Origin of the sequence: Vibrio sp. MEBiC08052 (genome assembly GCF_001506075.1) — a bacterium.
In the GTDB taxonomy this organism is placed as follows: domain Bacteria; phylum Pseudomonadota; class Gammaproteobacteria; order Enterobacterales; family Vibrionaceae; genus Vibrio.
The window spans coordinates 347,892-367,752 of sequence record NZ_KQ947475.1; the positions used below are offsets into that span (position 1 = coordinate 347,892).

The following is a 19,861-nucleotide window of genomic DNA, read 5'->3' on the forward strand; positions in this document are numbered from 1 at the left end:
GAGGGTAAAATCTCTGTCGGATTGTCGATTTCCGGCTCGCTTTTATGGTGTGAATCATGATAATGAAGGGCAGTAAGATGAGCGAAAATCAGAGCAGAGGACTGAGGGATTCATGCACATACATATACTCGGAATTTGTGGCACATTTATGGGCGGCGTCGCGACGCTGGCGCGCCAGATGGGACATCGGGTTACCGGTTCCGATGCCAATGTTTATCCACCAATGAGCACTTTGCTGGAATCTCAAGGTATTGAAATTATAGAGGGTTTTGATGTAAATCAGCTTAATCCTTGTCCTGATTTAGTGGTGATCGGTAATGCACTGAGCCGTGGTAATCCCTGTGTTGAGTACGTCCTCAATCATCGTCTGCCCTATACGTCCGGACCGCAGTGGTTGAGTGAGTTTTTACTGCGGGAACGATGGGTACTGGCGGTTTCCGGCACCCATGGGAAAACCACCACAGCCAGTATGCTGAGTTGGATACTGGAATACTGCGGCTATCAGCCCGGTTTTCTGGTCGGAGGTGTGCTCGGCAACTTCGGAATTTCTGCCAGACTTGGTGAAAGTGACTTTTTTGTCGTCGAAGCCGATGAATATGACAGTGCTTTTTTCGATAAGCGATCTAAGTTTGTCCACTACCATCCGAATACCCTGATCCTGAACAATCTAGAGTTCGATCATGCTGATATCTTCGACGATCTTGCAGCGATTAAGAAACAATTTCATCACTTGGTCCGAACGGTTCCCGGCATTGGCCGTATCCTGTCACCCCAAGATGATCCCGCTTTAAATGATGTTTTAGACCAAGGATGCTGGAGCGAGCAAGAGTTTTGCGGTGAGAATGCAAACTGGAATGCAACAAAATTGTCAAAAGATGGATCATCGTTCCAAATATTGTTCAATGGTGAGATAGCTGGCACTGTGTCATGGGATTTGATCGGTGATCATAATGTACATAACGCAATCATGGCCGTAGCGGCAGCCCGACATGTTGGTGTCGTCCCAGCGATGGCTTGTGAAGCGTTGGGTCACTTTATTAATACTAAACGCCGTCTGGAACAGCGTGGCGAAGTGCGTGGCGTGACGGTTTATGATGACTTTGCCCATCATCCGACAGCCATTCAACAAACATTGGCGGGACTGCGTGCAAAAGTGGGCTCGCAACGGATTCTTGCGGTACTGGAACCACGCTCGGCAACGATGAAAATGGGTGTACATAAGCAGGTGCTGGCAGATGCCTTGGCTCAGGCTGATATGGTGTTTATTTACCAGCCGCAAGAACTGACATGGCCTGTTGCTGATGTGGTCGCACAGTGTCACCAGCCGGGATACGCGGCCGATGATATTGATGCTTTAGTGCAACAAGTGGTGCAGGTTGCCAATGCCGGGGATTCGATTCTGGTGATGAGCAATGGTGGTTTCGGTGGCATTCATGACAAACTGCTGCAACAGTTGGAAAGGGGTTATCATGAGTGATATTCAGCGAGAAAAAACAATTACATTAGCTTGGACCGGTGCTTCCGGGGCGCCTTACGGATTACGCTTACTTCAGCATTTGCTGGCCGCAGATTATCAGGTGTATCTGTTGATCTCGTCAGCGGCAAGAGTGGTGCTGGCGACCGAGCACGGTTTGAAGCTTTCCGCTGCACCGGACAAAGCCCATCAGACGTTGGTGGAACATCTGCAATGCCGGAGTGAGCAGTTGGTTGTCTGTGGCAAAGAAGATTGGTTTTCTCCGGTTGCTTCGGGTTCATCAGCACCCAAGCAAATGGTGGTTTGTCCTTGTTCTGCCGGGAGTGTCGCGTCGATTGCTTACGGCATGTCAGACAATTTGATTGAGCGCGCCGCTGATGTGGTGATCAAAGAAAAAGGACAACTGCTGCTAGTGGTACGGGAAACACCGTTTTCAACCATCCATTTAGAAAACATGTTGAAGCTGTCACAGGTTGGTGTGACCATCATGCCGGCTGCGCCCGGATTTTATCATCAGCCTCAGTCGATTGATGATTTAGTCGATTTTATGGTCGCGCGGATTCTTGACCATCTAGGGATCGAGCAGACTGTGGTGCCGCGCTGGGGATATCAGCACTGAATCATCAGTAGCACATTGATTCAATTCACAGTAAAATTGTCCGCACTCATCGGGGAGCTTCAATGACAAACAACCGATTCGGTATGTTGTCATGGTGCTGAGATTGGGCGATTGCCCGGAACCCGCAACGACCTGAACCAGATAATGCTGGCGTAGGAATTGAGTTTGGTCTGCCCTTTTTGAGGCCTGCCTCAACCCTGTGCCGCTCGTATCAAGGAGAGCGAGCCGTGACATTGAACTATTCTAAAGCCTCGATTTATGCAGGCATCTTTATCTTAAGTTTGACCACCGGATTGGTGCAGGCGAAGTCCCCTGAACTGACCGTGTATACCTATGATTCTTTTACCTCGGAATGGGGCCCCGGGCCTGCGATTAAGCAAGCATTTGAGGCGCGCTGTCACTGCGAGCTGAACTATGTGGCACTCGACGATGGAGTCTCAATTCTCAATCGTCTGAGGCTTGAAGGCAATCATAGTCAGGCGGATATTGTTCTGGGGCTGGATGACAGCCTGATGGCAGAAGCCAAACAGACAGGACTGCTAGCCAAACATCATGTCGATACCACAGCATTAACGCTCCCCAACGGCTGGCATGATGATGTGTTCATTCCTTACGATTATGGCTATTTTGCTTTTGTTTACCGTAAGGATTTACTCCCCAATCCGCCACACAGTCTTAAAGCACTGGTTGAACAAGCGCCTGATTTGAAAATCATCTATCAGGATCCGCGGACATCGACTCCGGGTCAGGGGCTGCTGTTATGGATGAAATCCGTCTACGGTGATCAGGCGGCTCAAGCCTGGCAACAATTGGCGGAGAAAACGGTCACGGTCACCAAAGGTTGGTCGGAAGCCTATTCGATGTTTCTCAAAGGCGAATCGGATATGGTTCTGTCGTACACCACTTCACCGGCCTATCATCAGGTCGCTGAGCAGGATGATCGCTATACGGCTGCTGAGTTTTCGGAAGGGCATTACATGCAGGTCGAAGTGGCCGCTAAATTGGCGGGGAGTCCACATCAGGCGCTTGCCGATCAGTTTATGCAGTTTATCTTGAGCGATGATTTTCAGTCAGTCATTCCGACGACGAACTGGATGTATCCGGTGACATCGGTCGCGCTGCCGGATGCTTACAGTCATCTTTCTATACCGAAGAAAGCATTACAGTTTTCTGCGCCGCAGATTGCAGAAAATCGTAAACATTGGATTCGTGAGTGGCAAACAGCGCTCACGCAGGCTCGGTAATTGGTACGGTGATCCTGCAACGGGTTCCCCGAATCGGGCTCTGGGTTGCGACGGGTGTCGTGGTCTTTATCCTGAGTGCATTCGGGGCATTACTGGTTCATGCATCCGGTCTCGAACTGACGACCGTGCTGAGTGACCCTTATTATCTCCATGTCACGCGGTTTAGTTTTTATCAGGCATTGTTATCCATGTTGCTGAGTGTGATTCCGGCGATTCCGGTTGCCTTGGCTTTACACCGTCGCGCTTTTCCCGGCCGCGATTTGCTGATCAAACTTTTTTCGACCACATTGGTGATACCGGTGTTAGTCGGGGTGTTTGGTTTGCTGGCGATTTATGGCCGCAGCGGTTTTTTAGCCGATGCACTGCATACACTGGATCTGGATTTCAGCTTTTCAGTTTATGGTTTGAATGGCATCTTGCTGGCACATGTTTTTTTTAATCTGCCTTATGCCAGCCGGTTGTTTTTACATACGCTGGAAATGATCCCCGGAGAGCAGTCATTATTAGCCTGTCATCTGGGGATGACACCGTGGCAAGTGTTTCGTTATGTCAACTGGCCACGGATTCGTCAGCAGATGCCCCATGTCGCCGGATTGGTTTTCATGTTGTGTTTTACCAGTTTTGCGACCGTAATGGCATTGGGGGGCGGGCCGCAGTCTACCACTATTGAACTGGCAATTTATCAGGCGATTAAGTTTGATTTTGATCTGCGCGCCGGTGCCATGTTAGCACTGTGGCAAATGTTACTGTGTGGGGCGTTGGCTTTTATGCTGCAAAGCATCACCAAAACTATCAACGCGAGTAGTCAGGGAGATTCTCCCCGCCAGCCGTTATTTCGTGATAGTCGTTGGGCGCGTTACTGGGATTGCGGATGGATTATTGGCTGTGGACTGTTAGTGTTGCCGCCGCTCGTCATGGTGATGATTTCCGGCCTCAATTCACACCTGTGGGTAGTGCTGAGTGGCGCGGGTTTTTGGCAGGCATTCGGGAGCTCTTTGCGTGTTGCGGTCGTGGCCGGTTCTCTCGCTCTGGTTGCGGGTATCGGTGTCTTGCTGACGAGCCGGAGTTGGCGACTGAATCATCAACGGCGGCGTGCCGATGGGCTGGAAACGATTGGTATGATGGTTTTGGTCACTCCGGGGTTGGTGATTAGTACCGGGCTCTTTCTGCTGTTACGCGCTTTTACTAACGCGTTTGATTTTGCCTATTGGGTCGTTGTGGCGGTCAATGCCATGATGGCTTTACCTTATGTGATTAAAACCTTACAGCAACCGTTATGGATGTTGGCGCAGCAGTATCAGTATCTGTGTGCCAGCCTGGGAATGCAGGGGTGGCGTCGTCTCTGGCTGGTGGAGTGGCGTGCCGTGAGAAAGCCGATTATTCACGCATGGGTGATCAGCTTTTTGGTGGCGATGGGGGATTTGAGTGCCATCGCGTTATTCGGCAGTCAGGATTTCAGAACCTTGCCACTTTATCTTTATCAGTTACTGGGAAGCTATCAGATGGAATCCGCTGCTGTGGTGGCCGGTTGTTTATTGATCATCAGTCTCGGATGCTTTTTCATTGCGGAGCGTCTGTTTCGGCGCGGGGGATATATCAATGCTGACACTTGATCAGGTGCGTTATGAATATCAACAGGAATGGTTTGATTTCTCGCTCGCTGTGCCGCAAGGTAGTATTTGGGCTCTGATGGGGCCGAGTGGGGCCGGGAAATCGACGCTGTTAAGTCTGGTTGCCGGGTTTATTGCGCCGAAGTCCGGTGACATCCGGGTTGATGATCAATCGGTGTTGGCTCTGCCGCCGTATGAGCGTCCATTCTCGATGCTATTTCAGGAGCACAATCTTTTTTCTCACTTATCGGTGCGTGACAATATCGGACTAGGGCTGCATCCGGGGTTAAAACTGACGCGTAAAGACTGGGATAAAGTCGGACATGCTGCGCATCAAGTCGGCATCGAAACACTGTTAGACCGACGGCCGGAACAGTTGTCCGGCGGGCAACGGCAGCGGGTTGCGCTGGCGCGTTGTTTTGTACAGGAACGTTCACACTGGCTGTTGGATGAACCTTTTTCAGCATTAGATCCGATTTTACGGGCTGATATGCTGGCTTTGGTCAGACGTTTGGCCAATGAGCGCAATATTTCGGTGTTGATGGTTACTCATCATGTTAATGATGCCAAAAATATGGCCAGCCATTTTGCCTATATCGATGAGAATCATGTTCAGGTGACTGGGGAAATTGAGGGGTTGACTGCATCGCACCCGAGCGAGTCGCTGAATGCATTTATCCGTGCGGGAAATTGAGGATGAAAGTGCCATGCCTTTATCACGGCATGACGCCTTCATCGCGTAGATATATTACTCCGAAGTTTCTTCTAACGATTTCAGGAGTTGGAAGATCTCTCTGGCTGATTTTGATGATTTTCCGCTCTGCTGTTCTTTTTTCGCCTGACGAATCAAATGACGCAGTTGCTGACGGTCCACTTCAGGATGCTTTTCTATCACGGCATTGATGGCCGTATCCCCTTCCTCAATCAATTGATCCCGCTGTTGTTCCAGACGGTGGAACGCGGCGGTTGCCTGAGCATGTTTGTTACGGTACTTATCCAACGCAGCCTGAATCGGTTCCACATCGATATGACGCATTAAACGGCCAATATACTGAAGTTGTCGTCTTCTCGCTTCATTCTTAAAGCGTTGCGCATCTTTGATTGCCTCGGCAAGCTCGGCCGGCAACGGGAACTTCTCCAAAGAGGCCGGCTTGAGTTCAACCAGTGCTTCCCCGAGTTGTTGCAACTCAATCATGTCATTCTTCATTTCGGTTTTACTGACCCAAATGATCTCTTCTTCCTCTTCCCAGGGAGCTTTTTGATTTTTGCGCGCCATAGTCTCTAACTTATCTGCTTATCAATGTCTGTTATTTTAGCAAGAATCGTGGGGAGAACGAGAATTTCTTGTTATGCTATCGAAATAGTTTCAATAAGAGACATCAGTTATGAATGTAAAACAGCAAGTTGCACAACAGCGAAGTGAGCTTGAAGCTGCAGTCGCGAAAGCTTTAGAGCTTGCATCGTCACAAGCGGACGCCGCAGAAGTGGCGATTACCAAGAGTACGGGGCTCAGTGTTTCAACCCGTTTTTGTGAAGTCGAGAATGTCGAGTTTAACAGTGATGGTGCCTTGGGGATTACAGTTTACCGGGGTCAGCGCAGAGGCAGTGCTTCGACATCCGATCTGAGTGAACAAGCGATTCAACAGACTGTGTTGGCTGCATTGGATATTGCCCAGTATACCTCGGAAGATCCGTTTGCCGGCCCTGCACCAAAAGAGTTGATGGTGCAAGAGATTCCGGATCTGGATCTGTTCCACCCGGATGAACCGAATCCGGATGAGGCTGCCAGCATTGCGATTGCCGCAGAAAGAGCCGCGCTCGATTACAGCACCAAGATCAAACAGAGTGATGGCGCGAGTTATGACAGTCACTACGGTGTCAAAGTCTACGGCAATAGTCATGGCTTGCTTGCCAGTTATGCATCCAGCCGTCACAGTATTAGTTGCTGTGTGATTGGTCAGGGCGAACAGGATCACATGGAGCGAGATTACAGCTATACCATTGCGCGCCATAAAGATGATCTGTGGACACCGCAACAAGTCGGTCAACTTGCGGCCGAGCGAACCGTGAACCGGTTGGATCCGCAAAAACTGAAAACCGGTCATTATCCGGTAATGTTTGCTCCGGAAATTGCGACCGGCCTGATCGGCCATTTCGTGATGGCGATTTCCGGTGGCAATTTATATCGTAAATCATCATTCTTGCTGGATCATCTGGGCGAGAAAATTTTCCCGGACTGGTTCTCGATTGCTGAGCGACCACATATTCTGCGTGGATTGGCTTCCAGCCCGTTTGACAGTGAAGGGCTGGCCACACGGGATTTAGACATCGTCACCGATGGGGTGTTAGAGACTTATTTGTTGGCCAGCTATGCCGCGAGAAAGCTGAATATGACGCCGACCGGCCATGCCGGCGGAATTCACAACTGGTTTGTGAAATCCTCCGGTGAGCAGGATTTCCAGCAGATGCTGAAAGCAATGGGTACCGGCTTCTTGGTCACTGAAGTGATGGGACAGGGCGTGAATATTGTTACCGGTGATTACTCACGCGGTGCTGCCGGTTTCTGGGTTGAAAATGGCGAGATTCAGTATCCAGTATCTGGCATCACCATTGCCGCGGGGCTGAAAGATATGTTTAGCAACATCGTTGCAGTCGGCAATGATGTTGATGTGCGTTCTCAGATTCAGACCGGTTCTATTCTGATTGAATCAATGAAGGTAGCCGGGGAATAATTATTCTTCTTCCATCAAATCGATTGAAGCGGGCTTAATAGCCCGCTTTTTCTTAATGCGATAATTATCAGTGACTGGTATTTATTTTGAGTAAAATATCACGAGTCACAACAAAGCACTGCAACATCTTGAATTGCTATGTTAATTTATAGCAAATTTTTCCAGTTCTTCTTCATGGTTTTCAGCGTAGTCCGATTTGTGTCGCTGAGTGAATCATCGATTCTGTCGGTAAGGAATAAAGTCATGTTATCTCCTCAAGAGCGTGCTGCAATTAAGCAAGATATTCAATCCAACCAGCATGAAATCTATGTCATCTCATTTGAAGAGATGGATAATATTGTGAAATATTCACCTCATGCTTATTCGAAGACTGTGAAAGATACTTGGAAGAAACTAAGAGACAGAGCTGGAGATGGGGCAAACTGGTATTCTACAGCAGATGATGGCCTAACCCTCGTAAAACTGATTAGTGATTTGGGTGGTATTGGAACCAAAGCTTATATAAAGACCTATGGTGGTAAACCGCATATTATTTTAAAGGGTAATCCTCGTTTGAGAACAGTGTTGACTGGGACAAAATATGGAGTGAAAAACGCCAAGGTCGTGACAATGGGTTTAGGAAAAGCTGCGGCGATTAGTGGTGCAAAAGCTGGTGGCGTGCTTTCCGTTATTTTAATGAGCGCCTATCGGATTGCTGATTATGTTTTAACTGATGAAATAACGTTATCTCGATTAATTGGATCTTTGGCTACTGATGTGGTGAAAATTGGGATTGTAACGGGAGCTTCTATCGTAGCAGCCTACGGAGCTGGATTGCTTTCTTTTGCCATTGGGCCGCTTGCTGCTGTTGTAATTATCGGTTTTGTTGGAAATATAGCTTTAACCTATATTGATAATCATTACCATATTACTGATAGAGTCGTTGAGGTTTTAGATGAAATGGGAAATGGCGTTAATAATTATCTTGCTCGGGCTAAACATCAATTTGAAGATACAATGGCACGTGCTGCCGGTTCTGTGATTGATTATGTACTGGAGTCAGCGCAACAGATGATAATTGATTTTACTAAACATTCAATTGATCGGTTTTTGTCTCCTCAACCAAAGGTATATTTCTAGTGAAAGAAGAAGTTACTATTCCTAAGTTATTATTAGCATTATTGTTTTTTTTAGGTTTTGCTTTATTCGCTTTCCTTGCTTTTGGGATTGCCTTATATCAGTTAATTGACAGTTTAATTGAATTACCAAGTGTGATTGAGTTTGACCGTGGGGCTATGTATGGATTTGGAGGGGGAATTGGACTCTCTAGTTTCTGTGTTGCTTTTGTAATCTTGATATTTTATCGAAAAATCTCACCAGCAGCTGAAAGTCGAATAGGAAAAGGAATAATTTATGGATTAGTATTAATGTTCATATTACCTATTGTTTCTGGCTTTACTATACCTTATTTAATAAAAAATCATGATTATCAACGGTGTGAAAAAGCAGAATACCAGCCTTCATGGCCAATATTTCGTGCTCATTTTTATACAGATACGTCTGCCACCTGTCAGCAACTAGTTCAAGAAATATCAGATAGGTACTGATTGAATGAAAAGAAAATCCGATTCACGGTTAACTTGGAAGGAAATAGTTGCCTATAGTATCTTTGTTCCTTTGGTTATAGTTTTTTTTGTTTATCCTGAGTACTATGTTGGTCACTTTATTTTCTTAGTCGCTAATCATTCACCTATTATTGAACTTTCCTTTACAGAGATACTTATGTTTTTGTGGGGGATTGGGATAGTTGTATATTCTACATCTGTTGGTTTTTTGAGAAAAATAAAATTTACGCCCAAAATAGAGTGGTGTCTGGAAAAGTTGAATTCTATGATTCTAAATTTATTTATTTTTGGCCCTTTTGTTTTATTCTGCTTCTCCGATGGTTTTATGGAAAAATATAATTATATGAATTGTGAAGAGTTGGAGGTTGTAGGATATAAACGTTCAAAATCTATCTATACAAATAGTCAACAAATCTGTGAACAGTTGATTGAAGAAAAGAAACAAGCCGGGAGATATTAATTAAAAGGACTGAATTCATTATGTATTCAGTCTGTTTTTAACAACGATTATGTTTTCTATAACAATAAAGTGGTTTGCTTCAAAAGAAGTATAATTACTTTCACGATAAAAAGGTTGGTTCTTTATGGCACATGTAGCGTACATGACAATCTCTGGTGAAAAACAGGGATTAATTTCTAGCGGGTGTAACACCAAAGACTCAATGGGGAATAAATATCAGGAATCCCATACGGATGAAATCACGATTCTTTCCTGTGATCATCATATGGCGAAGGCGCCGCATCAGCATGGAAAAAGTCATGCTCCGATTCGCATTATCAAGAATATTGATAAATCAAGTCCACTGTTATCTACGGCATTTGCCCGGCAGGAACATCTCGATTGTGTGATTCATTTTTACCGTACCAATGAACAGGGCTATAACGAAAAGTTTTATTCCATCGAACTGACGAAAGCGATTATCAGCGGCATGAGCTTTGCCCTGCCACATACCGTTCATGCGCATCAGGAAGAAATGCATGAAGTCATCGAACTCAGCTATCAGGAAATTGCCTGGCAGCACAGCATCAGCGGGACGATGGGATATGACAACTGGGATCAGGGTGGTTGGGGTGAATAATACTAACCCGTGAAATACGCGAAAAATATTGATGAATGTGATGGAACAAACATGCAAGGGCATAAATGCCCTTGCTTAAGCGCTCTGGAATATTTTAAGCGGTTTGTGGAATCACATTTATCAAGATCACAAAACACCTCAGGCGATAAAAATGGTCGCCAGTCCGAGAAAGACAAACAGACCAATCACGTCGGTAACCGTGGTGAGTGCCATCCCACCGGCGAGTGCAGGGTCAATTTTCATCTTTTTCAGTATGATCGGAATGGTAACCCCGGCGATACCCGCGACTGTCAGATTGGTTAACATGGCTGCGGAAATAATGCCTCCAAGTAACCAGTTGCCTTTCCACAGCACGACAATACCGCCAATCAGCAGTGCCCAGAGGCAGCCGTTGAGCAGACCGACCGCCGCTTCTTTGAGCAGCAGTTCTCGTTTGTTACTGTCACCGATGTGTCCCAAAGCCAATCCTCGAATCACCAGTGCAATGGTTTGGTTGCCGGCAACACCACCCATTGAGGGAACAATGGTCATCAGCACTGCGATCGAAGCCATCTGTTCGAGTGTGGTCTCAAACATATTCGATACCGAAGCCGCTGCCAGTGCCGCGAGAACATTCGCGCCCAACCAGATACTTCGTTTCCGGGCCGATTTCATCACCGGTGCGAACGTGTCTTCTTCATCGTCCATCCCCGCTAAACTCATCATCGAGTGCTCGGCATCTTCACGGATGACATCGACCACGTCATCAATGGTGATCCGGCCTAACAGATGTTGTTCAGCATTGACGACCGGTGCTGAAACCCAGTTGCGCCGTTCAAACAGACTGGCAACGTCAGAGTCTTTGGCATCGACCTGAATGGCTTCATCAGCATCTTCCATAATGTCGCAGATACGAACATCCGGTTGACTGGTTAATAAGCTGGCAAGAGAAAGATGACCGATGAGTTTACTCTCTTCATCAATCACATAAAGTGCGTCGGTTGCCTGTGGTAATTCGCCTTTCATCCGTAAATAACGCAGGACTACATCAACATCAACGTCGCCACGGATCGTGACAAAGTCGGTGTTCATCAGACCGCCGGCAGTATCCTCCGGATATGAGAGTGCCATTTCGACCCGAAGACGGTCAACATTATCCATCTGGGATAGAATTTCCCGGGAGAGATCATCAGGCAGACTTCGCAACACGTAAGCAAGGTCATCGGTATCCATGCCTTCAGTTGCTTCTGCCAGTCGTTCCGGTGCCATTTGGGACACCAGTGCGTCTTTGACGTCTTCACTGAGTTCATCGAGGATTTCACCGTAGTCTTCCGGATCGGTCAGTTGCCAGAGGACATTACGACTTTTACGAGGAGAGGCTTCCAGAAGGTGAGCGATATCTTCTGGTTCCATGTCCTGAAGTTGGCGACGGACATGGACAAAACGACCATTTTCTAAGGCTTCTGTGACTTCCCGGAGGGTAAGGTGAGCCTGATCAAACTCAATATGCTCTGCCATAACTTCCCCCTGTGTCGTATTTATTATGTAAGTGACATAGTAACTTAATTCTATGTCTGATTTAATAAGAAGTTATTGCAGGATGAAATTTATTTTGCGTGAAAATAATCAGTTAGTCTTCTTCTTCAAATTTATCTTCGATTAAACAGCAAACCGCGTCTAATGCCGGTTCCGCTTCACTGCCTTCCGCAGAGATGGTGACATATTGTCCCTGAGCTGACTCAAGCATCAAGAGTCCCATCACGCCATCTGCGGTGGCTTCTTTTCCTTCCTGACTCCGAATGGTCAGAATGGCATCGAATGATTGGGCCAACTCCACAAGTTTAACGGCCGCTCTGGCATGAAGTCCTAGCTTATTCTGAATTAAAACCGTTTTACTGAGTTGTGGCATCGCATGATCCTCTGTTGGCTTGTCTCAAGCGCTGGTTTCAGGTGTGATGTTTTTCAAGTGAAGTATGGCGAATTTGTACCTGATGTCCAAGTTGGGAGAAGTATTCGCCAATTTGTTGGGTCAGATAGACAGAACGATGTTTTCCGCCGGTACAGCCAATGGCAATGGTCAGATAACTACGATTATTCTTCTCCAGAGAGGGGAGCCAGTAATCAATGAATGACTGAATATGCTGGCGCATATCAATCACCTCTGTATGTTGTTCCAAGAACGATTTTACCGGTGCATCGAGTCCGGTAAATGCACGTAATTCAGGTTGCCAGTGAGGATTCGGTAGAAAACGAACGTCGAAAACAAAATCAGCGTCACTGGGTAAACCATATTTAAAGCCGAACGATTCAAACACGATAATCAGACGTTTACGCTCTCTTCCTTCAACCCGCATACGAATCGTTTCACTGAGTTCGTGAATCGATTTATTGGTACTGTCGAGCAGCATGTCTGCCTGTTTTTTCAACGGTGCGAGGATGCGTTTTTCTTGAGCGATGGCTTGCGCCAAGGTCAAATTATTATTGTGTAAGGAGAGGGGATGAATCCGGCGAGTTTCACTATAGCGTTTGAGCAGTGCATCTTCGGTGGCATCAAGGAAGAGCACATTGACATCATGCGAGACAGACCCTTTCAGTGACCGGAAGGTTTCGCCGAGCAGTGACGGGTCATGGGGTAAGTTGCGGATATCAATACTGACCGCCACATTCTGTTTGCTGCCCTGTACCGATTGAAGGAAAGCATCCAATAAATCGATAGGGAGGTTATCGACACAATAGTACCCCAGATCTTCCAGCACTCTTAAGGCGACACTTTTGCCGGCACCGGATTGACCACTAACAACAATTAAGCGCATCGTGACATACTCAGAAAATCAAGACTGGTCGATCATGATATCATAAAGTTCTTGATCGTTTTCAGCTTTGCGAAGTTGCTTTAACACTTGTTTGTCATTCAGTCGTTCAGCCATTTGAGCGAGGGTTTTCAAATGGATTTGACATTGCTCTTCCGGGACAAACAGGGCAAATAGGATATCGACAGGGCGATTATCGATCGCATCAAAATCGATCGGCTCTTCACATTGAATGAGAACAGCAACCGCATTTTCACTGAATGTCATTCTTGCATGTGGGATGGCAATGCCGTTACCGATACCGGTACTGCCAACTTTTTCTCGGGAGAGCATATTTTCAAACAGTTCGGTTGCATTCTGGCCCGTATAATTGGCCGCGATTTCACTGATGATTTCTAACGCTCGTTTTTTGCTCGAACATTGGACTGCACTTTTCGTGCAGTCCAGAGACAGAACTTCATTGAGTTGCATGATTAATGACTACTTAATTTTTCTTTATGCTTATTCAGCTGACGGACTAACTTGTCAACCAGAGTATCGATTGCTGCATACATGTTTTCATCTTCAGAGGTCGCATGGATCTCTCCTTGATTGACATGAAGCGTCGCTTCAGCGATTTGTTGAAGTTTTTCAACACGTAAAATGACCTGTATGCTGTTGATATGGTCAAAGAACCGCTCAAGTTTATCAAATTTTGAGTGAACATAGTCTTGCATTGAATCGGTCAGATCAATGTGGTGGCCATTAATATTGATTTGCATAGACTTTCCTTCTCTGTTGGGCCTTTATAGCAGGCGTTTACGCTGACTCGATGGGGATATACCCAAAGACTCTCGGTACTTTGCTATGGTACGTCTAGCGACCTGAATCCCCTGATCAGCTAGTAGTGTTGCAATTTTACTGTCACTGAGTGGCTTCGCCGGATTTTCCGCGGCAACCAGTTTTTTGATCAGTGCACGAATTGCGGTTGATGAACATTCTCCACCATTGTCTGTACTTACGTGGCTAGAGAAAAAGTACTTCAGCTCGAATATGCCCCGAGGGGTATGCATAAACTTTTGGGTTGTGACCCGTGAGATGGTTGATTCATGCATGTCAACGGCAAGGGCGACATCATTCAGAACCATCGGTTTCATTGCTTCTTCCCCATACTCGAAGAAATCGTGCTGATGTTCAACTATACACTTGGCAACTTTGAGCAACGTCTCGTTTCGACTCTCTAAACTTTTAATTAACCATTTTGCTTCTTGTAAATTCGTTCGGATATAATTACTGTCTGCGCCATTTCCCCGTCCCAGTTCTGCGTATTGCTGGTTGATTTTTAATCTTGGCATACTGTCCGGATTGATGGTGACAACCCATTTTCCCCGGTCTTTGAAGACTGAAACATCCGGAATGACATATTCAGCATGTTCCGCATTAATATCATTCCCGGGGCGAGGGTTGAGTTCTTGAATGAGTTGCAAAGCAGCGCGTAATTCGTCTTCTTTTAGCTTTGCTTCTTTTTGGATTAGTTTGTAATCCCGGTTTCCCAATTGATCAATGTGGTCAATCAGCAGGCGTTTGGCTTCGTTGAGCCATGGTGTATCACTGGGATATGTTGCCAGTTGTAATAACAGACAGTCCTGTAGGTTCAATGATGCGACACCTAAAGGATCAAATTGCTGAATGCGTTTTCTGACTGCCTCGATTTCATCCAGCTCGATATCGTCATATTCTTCACTTTTGACACTTTCCAGAATGTCTTCAAGAGAGAGCGTCATATAGCCATAGTCGTCTATGGCATCAATGATCGCCAGAGCAATGGCTCGATCCGTTTCACTGAAGGGTGTTAAATCTAATTGCCACAGCAGGTAATCTTGTAGTGTCTGCGTGGTTTCACCCTGATAGACAGGTGTATCTTCATCAAGTGAAATACCGGTACTACCTGTATTGGCACTGTATACATCATCCCAAGTTGTATCGATTTCAAGTTCATTGCTGATTTCTGATTTTTCAATCATTTCTGAACTATCTTGTGGCTCCGGTTCGGTATCGGCCACATCAGCTGTTGCTTCTTTTAACGCTTCTGCTTTTTCTTCTTGGGAATTGATTTCATCATGTGCATCTTCAACATCAAGTAGTGGGTTGGAATCGAGTGCTTCCTGAATCTCTTGCTGGAGATCTAACGTCGAAAGTTGCAGCAATCGAATCGCTTGCTGCAACTGAGGTGTCATGGCTAACTGTTGACCTAACTTGAGTTGTAGTGACGGTTTCATTCAGTTTCGATTGCCTTATTCTGTGTTGCCGTATCCTGATGTTTGTCTGGCTTAAACCCCGTTCTTACTTTAATCATAGACGGAATTGTTCACCGAGATAAACCTGTTTGACCTGTTCGTTATTGAGAACTTCTTGCGGTGTTCCTTCTGCGATTAGGTTTCCTTGGCTTACGATATAGGCTTTTTCACAAACATCCAAGGTTTCCCTGACATTATGATCAGTAATCAAAACACCGAGTCCCCGATCCCGGAGGTGTTCAATAATTTTTTTAATATCAATGACGGAAATGGGATCAACCCCGGCAAACGGTTCATCCAACAAAATGAATTGTGGGTTGGCAGCCAGCGCACGGGCGATTTCTACGCGGCGTCGCTCACCACCGGAGAGTGCCATCCCGGCGCTGTAGCGAATGTGTCCGATATGGAATTCTTCCAGTAAGTCTTCGAGTTTATCCTGACGCTCTTCTCGTGAAAGTTTCTCCCGGGTTTGCAACACCGCCATGATGTTGTCTTCAACCGAGAGCTTACGGAAAATAGATGCCTCTTGTGGCAGATAACCGATACCCATGCGAGAGCGCTGGTGCATTGGCAGAACACTGATGTCTTTGTCATCAATTTGGATCGAGCCTTCATCTCGGGCAACGAGGCCGACAATCATGTAAAACGAAGTTGTCTTACCCGCACCATTCGGACCCAGCAGGCCGACAATCTGTCCGGACTCTACCTGTAGGCTGACATCAGAGACGACTTTTCTCTTTTTATAGCTTTTGGCTAAATGCTCTGCTTTTAGTATGGCCATGGTTTATTCTTTATTCGTTGCCTGCGGCTGCAGGACTGTGGATACACGCTCGTTTGAATTTCCGTCTGCAATGAGTTTTTGTGCAGAAATTTTGTAACGGATTTTGGTACTGCGGATCACACTATCATCTTGCGATAGCATCGCTTTATCCGTCATGGTCAATTGGTCCGCAGCCATTTGATAATTGAGTTTCTTGGCTTCACCATAGAGGGTTTTCCCTTCATCGGTTAACTGAGAAAACGTGGCCAGATCACCGAAACCCTGGATTTCCTCGATCTGTCCGTTTTGAGGATTCCGAGTCACAATTAATTTGTCAGCATGGATATTAATGCTTCCTTGTTTGAGGGTTACGTTGCCCACAAAAGTAACCTGATTACTTTTCAAATCAAGTTGCTGACTATCCGAATCGATGTAAACCGGTTGTTCGGTATCTGTTGATAATGCCAAAGCGCCGCTTGAGATAAACAGGCAAGCGATCAAACTAAGGTGCGAGATTTTCATATCTACCCTGTACATGGTTATAAAGTAAGGCGCTATGATCGGCAAAATTTCCTTTCATCGCCTGACCTTGTGTTTCAAATTGTGGACCTTTCAGTAAGACGGGTGTGTCTGTCCAAAAATCACGGTTATCCAACTGCATACTGAATTTTGCTGTTTTGAGTGACTCGAAACTGGAATTCTCAAGTAAGTTTTTACCAATCACGTTGTCGTAAAGCGTTAATACCTTATTCTTCGTCATAATTCCCCGCTGAGCCGTCACTTTCCATTCCATGACTCGCCCATCGCGGTATACCTGTAAAATCGGATGCTCGAATACGGTGTTACCACTTTTTGCATAGTAATCCAGATGCGTCGATGTGATGGTATAGCTTCTCACACCGTCTGCACCATACGAAGTATTTGAAAGATGTTCTCCACTAAACATTGGTAGCTCCGTATTTGGAGCTACTTGTTCATTGGCTTTTCTTTCATTATCGAGCAGGTAGTAAATTGACCAGCAGATAATGAAAAATAAGAGTATATAGATTGTACGAGCCAGACTCATATACTCAAACCTTTGTGCATTTCCAGCTCACCCCGGGACTGTAAGATTAAATCACAGACTTCCCGTACGGCACCATGACCACCCGGAATTGTCGTGACGTAGTTGGCTCTTTTGACCAGTAGTGGATGACCGTCGGTAACGCAGACTTTTAACGCAACTTGCGCCATGACCGGCCAGTCAATCAAATCATCACCGATATAGGCGGTATGTTCCGGTAAAATCTGTGTTTTTTGACAAATGTCAGCATATGCGCTCACTTTATCATCTTGCCCCTGATAAATCAGTGAAATTCCTAGCGCTTTCATGCGGTTTTCAACTATTTTTGAGTGCCTGCCAGTGACGACGGCAACCTCAATACCAGCGTTCATCAGCGACTTTATGCCGTACCCATCTCTGGTATGGAAGGTTTTCAACTCTTCACCCTGATTGCCTAAATAAATCCGGCCATCGGAGAAAACACCATCCACATCACAGATGAGTAGTTGAATTTGGCTTGCTATTTCCCAAATCGATGACGTCACAGGACCATAAAGTGTTTCAACCATCTCTGTCACTACATCACTCCTGCTTTCAGAAGGTCGTGCATGTTGAGGGCGCCGACCAAGTGATCGTTTTCAACCAGCATCAAACCGTTGATGCGTTTTTCCTGCATTAAATTGAGCCCTTCCACGGCAAGGATGTGGGGCGAAGCTGTGGTTGGGTTTTGCGTCATCACATCACAAATTTTTGCACTGTGAATATCGACACGTTTGTCGAGAATTCGTCTGAGATCGCCATCGGTAAAAATACCGAGTAGCTTTTGCTGTTGATCGACCACGGCGGTCATCCCTAATCCTTTTTGACTGATTTCCATTAAGGCATCGCGAATTAAGGCATCGGGGCTGACGACGGGCAGTTGCTCGTCAGTATGCATGATATCACTCAGTTTGAGTAACAGCTTACGGCCTAAGGCTCCCCCCGGATGGGAGAGAGCAAAGTCTTCCTGAGTAAACCCGCGCGCCTGCAATAGCGTAATCGCAAGTGCATCGCCCATCACCAGTGTTGCTGTGGCGCTGGAGGTTGGTGCCAATCCTAACGGGCAGGCTTCTTCCGGGACGGAGACTTGTAAATGAAGGTCGGCCAGTTTGGCCATATTGGATTGTGGATTGCCGGTCATACTGATGATACGGATCGAGCGACGCTTTAATACTGAATAAAGCGGCAGGATTTCTGATGATTCGCCTGAATAGGAGATCGCAATCACGATATCTCCTTCAGAGATCATGCCGAGATCGCCATGTGCGGCTTCCCCCGGGTGCACAAAGAATGACGGTGTTCCGGTGCTGGCGAAAGTCGCAGCCATTTTTTTACCGATATGGCCGGATTTACCCATGCCCATGACAATGACTTTACCCAGCTTATTACTCAGGATCATGTCGCAGGCTTGGCAGAAATGTTCGTCAATATATTGTTCTATTTGTTGTAAACATCGGATTTCTGTATGTAAAACCTGTTTTGCTGACTGAGTATAGTTTAGTTGTGGCATCCTCAACTCCGTTCTCTCTTGCTAAGCGCCCATATTCATGAACAAATAAGTCTGATAGACAATAAATATAACGAACAGAATAAACCCTTCGATTCTGTTGATGCTTCGCGATTTTCCTAACGCCATCACGACCAGAAGCAGAGAAAGTCCCAACATGACCCAAAAGTCTCGTCCCATGGCATGTTCGCTGATGACTGACGGGTTCAAAATCCCGGGGATGCCCATCACCGCCAGAATGTTAAACACATTCGAACCGATAATATTCCCCACGGCCATATCATCTTCACCTTTCAGTACCCCAGCCAGTGATGCTGCGAGTTCAGGCAGGCTGGTCCCGATCGCAATAATCGTCAGACCGATGACGAGATCACTCATGCCAAAGTATTTTGCAATGATGACGGCATTATTCACGAGAAGCTCAGAAGACAGAGGCAGCAGAATCAGACCGACAATGACCCAGAATAGCGCTACTTTACTATTGACGCCTTCTGGCACTTCTGACTCCTGCTCAGCCAGCAGTCGGTCTTTTTGATTGCTTTCACTGCGGCTGATTTTGAGCATTGCCAGAATGAATATGGCAAACACAACAAAGAGTAAGACGCCTTCATAGAAACCAAGGTGTCCATCCCAGAGAATCACACCGGATAATAATGTGACTCCAATCATAAACGGAAGTTCTCTGCGCAGCAGTTCTGAGTTAATAGATAATGGTTTAATCAATGCCGTGATACCTAGAATTAAGGCGATATTGGCAATATTAGAGCCCAGAATGTTACCGACAGCGGTATCGGTTTTATTGGCGAGCGCTGCCGTTGCAGAGACCATCATCTCTGGCGCTGATGAGCCCATTGCAATGATCGTCATACCGATCACCAATGGTGAAATCCCAACATTGCGTGCCAGTGCTGCAGAGCCAAAAACCAACCGGTCTGCACTCCATACCAGTAAGATGAGTCCGACAATCAATAAAGCAACAGCTGTAAGCATGTGTATTCCTAGTGGATAAAGATAAAAATATTTAACCGTCGATTTTGACGTTTTGGCTTGCAAAAGAAAAGTGAAACCTCTTCATTTCTTCATCAA

General features: G+C 46.2%; 23 protein-coding genes and 1 riboswitch. Of the genes, 10 read left to right on the plus strand and 13 right to left on the minus strand.

All coding sequences use genetic code 11. The annotated features are described in order from the left end of the window. Positions 1–112 precede the first annotated feature (112 nt). From mpl to thiQ, 5 genes are all read left to right on the plus strand, one after another. The gene (gene mpl / locus VRK_RS01640) at positions 113–1,477 is read left to right on the plus strand and encodes a UDP-N-acetylmuramate:L-alanyl-gamma-D-glutamyl-meso-diaminopimelate ligase (RefSeq protein WP_059119797.1); all 1,365 of its coding nucleotides are present in this window, start codon (positions 113–115) and stop codon (positions 1,475–1,477) included. Continuing rightward, positions 1,470–2,093 (plus strand): flavin prenyltransferase UbiX, encoded by a 624-nt coding sequence (locus tag VRK_RS01645; RefSeq protein WP_059119798.1) that lies wholly within the window; start codon positions 1,470–1,472, stop codon positions 2,091–2,093. The genes mpl and VRK_RS01645 overlap by 8 nt, the downstream gene beginning before the upstream one ends. Positions 2,094–2,133: 40 nt before the next feature. Beyond that, positions 2,134–2,269: riboswitch (TPP riboswitch) on the plus strand. Positions 2,270–2,359: 90 nt separating this feature from the next. Beyond that, a complete protein-coding gene (thiB, locus tag VRK_RS01650; protein WP_059122595.1) occupies positions 2,360–3,337 on the plus strand; it encodes a thiamine ABC transporter substrate binding subunit in 978 nt (325 codons plus the stop codon). 14 nt (positions 3,338–3,351) lie between these two features. Further along, on the plus strand, positions 3,352–4,950 hold the full coding sequence (thiP, locus tag VRK_RS01655; protein ID WP_059122596.1) for a thiamine/thiamine pyrophosphate ABC transporter permease ThiP: 1,599 nt from the start codon (positions 3,352–3,354) through the stop codon (positions 4,948–4,950). Continuing rightward, a complete protein-coding gene (gene thiQ, locus VRK_RS01660) occupies positions 4,937–5,641 on the plus strand; it encodes a thiamine ABC transporter ATP-binding protein (RefSeq protein WP_059122597.1) in 705 nt (234 codons plus the stop codon). The genes thiP and thiQ overlap by 14 nt, the downstream gene beginning before the upstream one ends. A 54-nt stretch (positions 5,642–5,695) precedes the next feature. On the opposite strand, the gene yjgA is transcribed toward thiQ, so the two are convergent. After that, the gene (gene yjgA, locus VRK_RS01665) at positions 5,696–6,223 is read right to left on the minus strand and encodes a ribosome biogenesis factor YjgA (protein ID WP_059119799.1); all 528 of its coding nucleotides are present in this window, start codon (positions 6,221–6,223) and stop codon (positions 5,696–5,698) included. Between the two features lie 109 nt (positions 6,224–6,332). Between yjgA and pmbA the strand changes: the two genes are divergently transcribed. The 5 genes from pmbA (at position 6,333) to VRK_RS01690 (ending at position 10,362) form a co-directional block, all read left to right on the plus strand. Next, positions 6,333–7,679 (plus strand): metalloprotease PmbA, encoded by a 1,347-nt coding sequence (gene pmbA / locus VRK_RS01670; RefSeq protein WP_059119800.1) that lies wholly within the window; start codon positions 6,333–6,335, stop codon positions 7,677–7,679. A gap of 243 nt (positions 7,680–7,922) precedes the next feature. Then, positions 7,923–8,798 (plus strand): hypothetical protein, encoded by an 876-nt coding sequence (locus VRK_RS01675; protein ID WP_059119801.1) that lies wholly within the window; start codon positions 7,923–7,925, stop codon positions 8,796–8,798. After that, positions 8,798–9,265: a hypothetical protein gene (locus VRK_RS01680; RefSeq protein ID WP_059119802.1), complete on the plus strand. Its 468-nt coding sequence runs from the start codon at positions 8,798–8,800 to the stop codon at positions 9,263–9,265. The genes VRK_RS01675 and VRK_RS01680 overlap by 1 nt, the downstream gene beginning before the upstream one ends. A 4-nt stretch (positions 9,266–9,269) precedes the next feature. After that, a complete protein-coding gene (locus tag VRK_RS01685; protein ID WP_059119803.1) occupies positions 9,270–9,743 on the plus strand; it encodes a hypothetical protein in 474 nt (157 codons plus the stop codon). A gap of 124 nt (positions 9,744–9,867) precedes the next feature. Further along, on the plus strand, positions 9,868–10,362 hold the full coding sequence (locus VRK_RS01690; RefSeq protein ID WP_059119804.1) for an Hcp family type VI secretion system effector: 495 nt from the start codon (positions 9,868–9,870) through the stop codon (positions 10,360–10,362). A 138-nt stretch (positions 10,363–10,500) separates the two neighbouring features. Here the strand turns inward: VRK_RS01690 and mgtE are convergent, their stop codons facing one another. From mgtE to VRK_RS01750, 12 genes are all read right to left on the minus strand, one after another. After that, positions 10,501–11,859 (minus strand): magnesium transporter, encoded by a 1,359-nt coding sequence (gene mgtE / locus VRK_RS01695; protein WP_059119805.1) that lies wholly within the window; start codon positions 11,857–11,859, stop codon positions 10,501–10,503. Between the two features lie 112 nt (positions 11,860–11,971). Further along, positions 11,972–12,250 (minus strand): HPr family phosphocarrier protein, encoded by a 279-nt coding sequence (locus VRK_RS01700; RefSeq protein ID WP_059119806.1) that lies wholly within the window; start codon positions 12,248–12,250, stop codon positions 11,972–11,974. Positions 12,251–12,287: 37 nt separating this feature from the next. Continuing rightward, a complete protein-coding gene (gene rapZ, locus VRK_RS01705; RefSeq protein ID WP_059119807.1) occupies positions 12,288–13,154 on the minus strand; it encodes an RNase adapter RapZ in 867 nt (288 codons plus the stop codon). Between the two features lie 18 nt (positions 13,155–13,172). Then, on the minus strand, positions 13,173–13,622 hold the full coding sequence (gene ptsN / locus VRK_RS01710; protein WP_059119808.1) for a PTS IIA-like nitrogen regulatory protein PtsN: 450 nt from the start codon (positions 13,620–13,622) through the stop codon (positions 13,173–13,175). A 2-nt stretch (positions 13,623–13,624) separates the two neighbouring features. Further along, a complete protein-coding gene (gene hpf, locus VRK_RS01715; protein WP_059119809.1) occupies positions 13,625–13,912 on the minus strand; it encodes a ribosome hibernation promoting factor in 288 nt (95 codons plus the stop codon). A gap of 24 nt (positions 13,913–13,936) precedes the next feature. Beyond that, complete coding sequence (locus tag VRK_RS01720) at positions 13,937–15,409, minus strand: RNA polymerase factor sigma-54 (protein WP_059119810.1); 1,473 nt, start codon at positions 15,407–15,409, stop codon at positions 13,937–13,939. A gap of 73 nt (positions 15,410–15,482) precedes the next feature. After that, positions 15,483–16,208: an LPS export ABC transporter ATP-binding protein gene (gene lptB, locus VRK_RS01725; RefSeq protein ID WP_059119811.1), complete on the minus strand. Its 726-nt coding sequence runs from the start codon at positions 16,206–16,208 to the stop codon at positions 15,483–15,485. Positions 16,209–16,211: 3 nt separating this feature from the next. Next, the gene (lptA, locus tag VRK_RS01730; RefSeq protein ID WP_059119812.1) at positions 16,212–16,709 is read right to left on the minus strand and encodes a lipopolysaccharide transport periplasmic protein LptA; all 498 of its coding nucleotides are present in this window, start codon (positions 16,707–16,709) and stop codon (positions 16,212–16,214) included. Beyond that, entirely contained in the window at positions 16,690–17,253 is a 564-nt protein-coding gene (gene lptC / locus VRK_RS01735) for an LPS export ABC transporter periplasmic protein LptC (protein ID WP_059119813.1), read from the minus strand. Before lptC ends, lptA begins: the two co-directional genes overlap by 20 nt. Next, the gene (kdsC, locus tag VRK_RS01740; protein WP_059119814.1) at positions 17,250–17,807 is read right to left on the minus strand and encodes a 3-deoxy-manno-octulosonate-8-phosphatase KdsC; all 558 of its coding nucleotides are present in this window, start codon (positions 17,805–17,807) and stop codon (positions 17,250–17,252) included. Before kdsC ends, lptC begins: the two co-directional genes overlap by 4 nt. Next, complete coding sequence (gene kdsD, locus VRK_RS01745) at positions 17,807–18,778, minus strand: arabinose-5-phosphate isomerase KdsD (protein WP_059119815.1); 972 nt, start codon at positions 18,776–18,778, stop codon at positions 17,807–17,809. Before kdsD ends, kdsC begins: the two co-directional genes overlap by 1 nt. 21 nt (positions 18,779–18,799) lie before the next feature. Further along, complete coding sequence (locus VRK_RS01750) at positions 18,800–19,765, minus strand: calcium/sodium antiporter (RefSeq protein ID WP_059119816.1); 966 nt, start codon at positions 19,763–19,765, stop codon at positions 18,800–18,802. Between the last annotated feature and the right edge of the window lie 96 nt (positions 19,766–19,861).

What these genes read in the sequence shown, in the direction of transcription:
- VRK_RS01690 (WP_059119804.1), top strand. Translation starts at nt 9,868, where the DNA reads ATGGCACATGTAGCGTACATGACAATCTCTGGTGAAAAACAGGGATTA.
- mpl (WP_059119797.1), top strand. Translation starts at nt 113, where the DNA reads ATGCACATACATATACTCGGAATTTGTGGCACATTTATGGGCGGCGTC.
- lptC (WP_059119813.1), bottom strand. Translation starts at nt 17,253, where the DNA reads ATGAGTCTGGCTCGTACAATCTATATACTCTTATTTTTCATTATCTGC.
- VRK_RS01700 (WP_059119806.1), bottom strand. Translation starts at nt 12,250, where the DNA reads ATGCCACAACTCAGTAAAACGGTTTTAATTCAGAATAAGCTAGGACTT.
- pmbA (WP_059119800.1), top strand. Translation starts at nt 6,333, where the DNA reads ATGAATGTAAAACAGCAAGTTGCACAACAGCGAAGTGAGCTTGAAGCT.
- ptsN (WP_059119808.1), bottom strand. Translation starts at nt 13,622, where the DNA reads ATGCAACTCAATGAAGTTCTGTCTCTGGACTGCACGAAAAGTGCAGTC.
- VRK_RS01720 (WP_059119810.1), bottom strand. Translation starts at nt 15,409, where the DNA reads ATGAAACCGTCACTACAACTCAAGTTAGGTCAACAGTTAGCCATGACA.
- hpf (WP_059119809.1), bottom strand. Translation starts at nt 13,912, where the DNA reads ATGCAAATCAATATTAATGGCCACCACATTGATCTGACCGATTCAATG.
- VRK_RS01750 (WP_059119816.1), bottom strand. Translation starts at nt 19,765, where the DNA reads ATGCTTACAGCTGTTGCTTTATTGATTGTCGGACTCATCTTACTGGTA.
- lptB (WP_059119811.1), bottom strand. Translation starts at nt 16,208, where the DNA reads ATGGCCATACTAAAAGCAGAGCATTTAGCCAAAAGCTATAAAAAGAGA.
- VRK_RS01645 (WP_059119798.1), top strand. Translation starts at nt 1,470, where the DNA reads ATGAGTGATATTCAGCGAGAAAAAACAATTACATTAGCTTGGACCGGT.
- mgtE (WP_059119805.1), bottom strand. Translation starts at nt 11,859, where the DNA reads ATGGCAGAGCATATTGAGTTTGATCAGGCTCACCTTACCCTCCGGGAA.
- kdsD (WP_059119815.1), bottom strand. Translation starts at nt 18,778, where the DNA reads ATGCCACAACTAAACTATACTCAGTCAGCAAAACAGGTTTTACATACA.
- yjgA (WP_059119799.1), bottom strand. Translation starts at nt 6,223, where the DNA reads ATGGCGCGCAAAAATCAAAAAGCTCCCTGGGAAGAGGAAGAAGAGATC.
- VRK_RS01685 (WP_059119803.1), top strand. Translation starts at nt 9,270, where the DNA reads ATGAAAAGAAAATCCGATTCACGGTTAACTTGGAAGGAAATAGTTGCC.
- rapZ (WP_059119807.1), bottom strand. Translation starts at nt 13,154, where the DNA reads ATGCGCTTAATTGTTGTTAGTGGTCAATCCGGTGCCGGCAAAAGTGTC.
- VRK_RS01675 (WP_059119801.1), top strand. Translation starts at nt 7,923, where the DNA reads ATGTTATCTCCTCAAGAGCGTGCTGCAATTAAGCAAGATATTCAATCC.
- lptA (WP_059119812.1), bottom strand. Translation starts at nt 16,709, where the DNA reads ATGAAAATCTCGCACCTTAGTTTGATCGCTTGCCTGTTTATCTCAAGC.
- thiQ (WP_059122597.1), top strand. Translation starts at nt 4,937, where the DNA reads ATGCTGACACTTGATCAGGTGCGTTATGAATATCAACAGGAATGGTTT.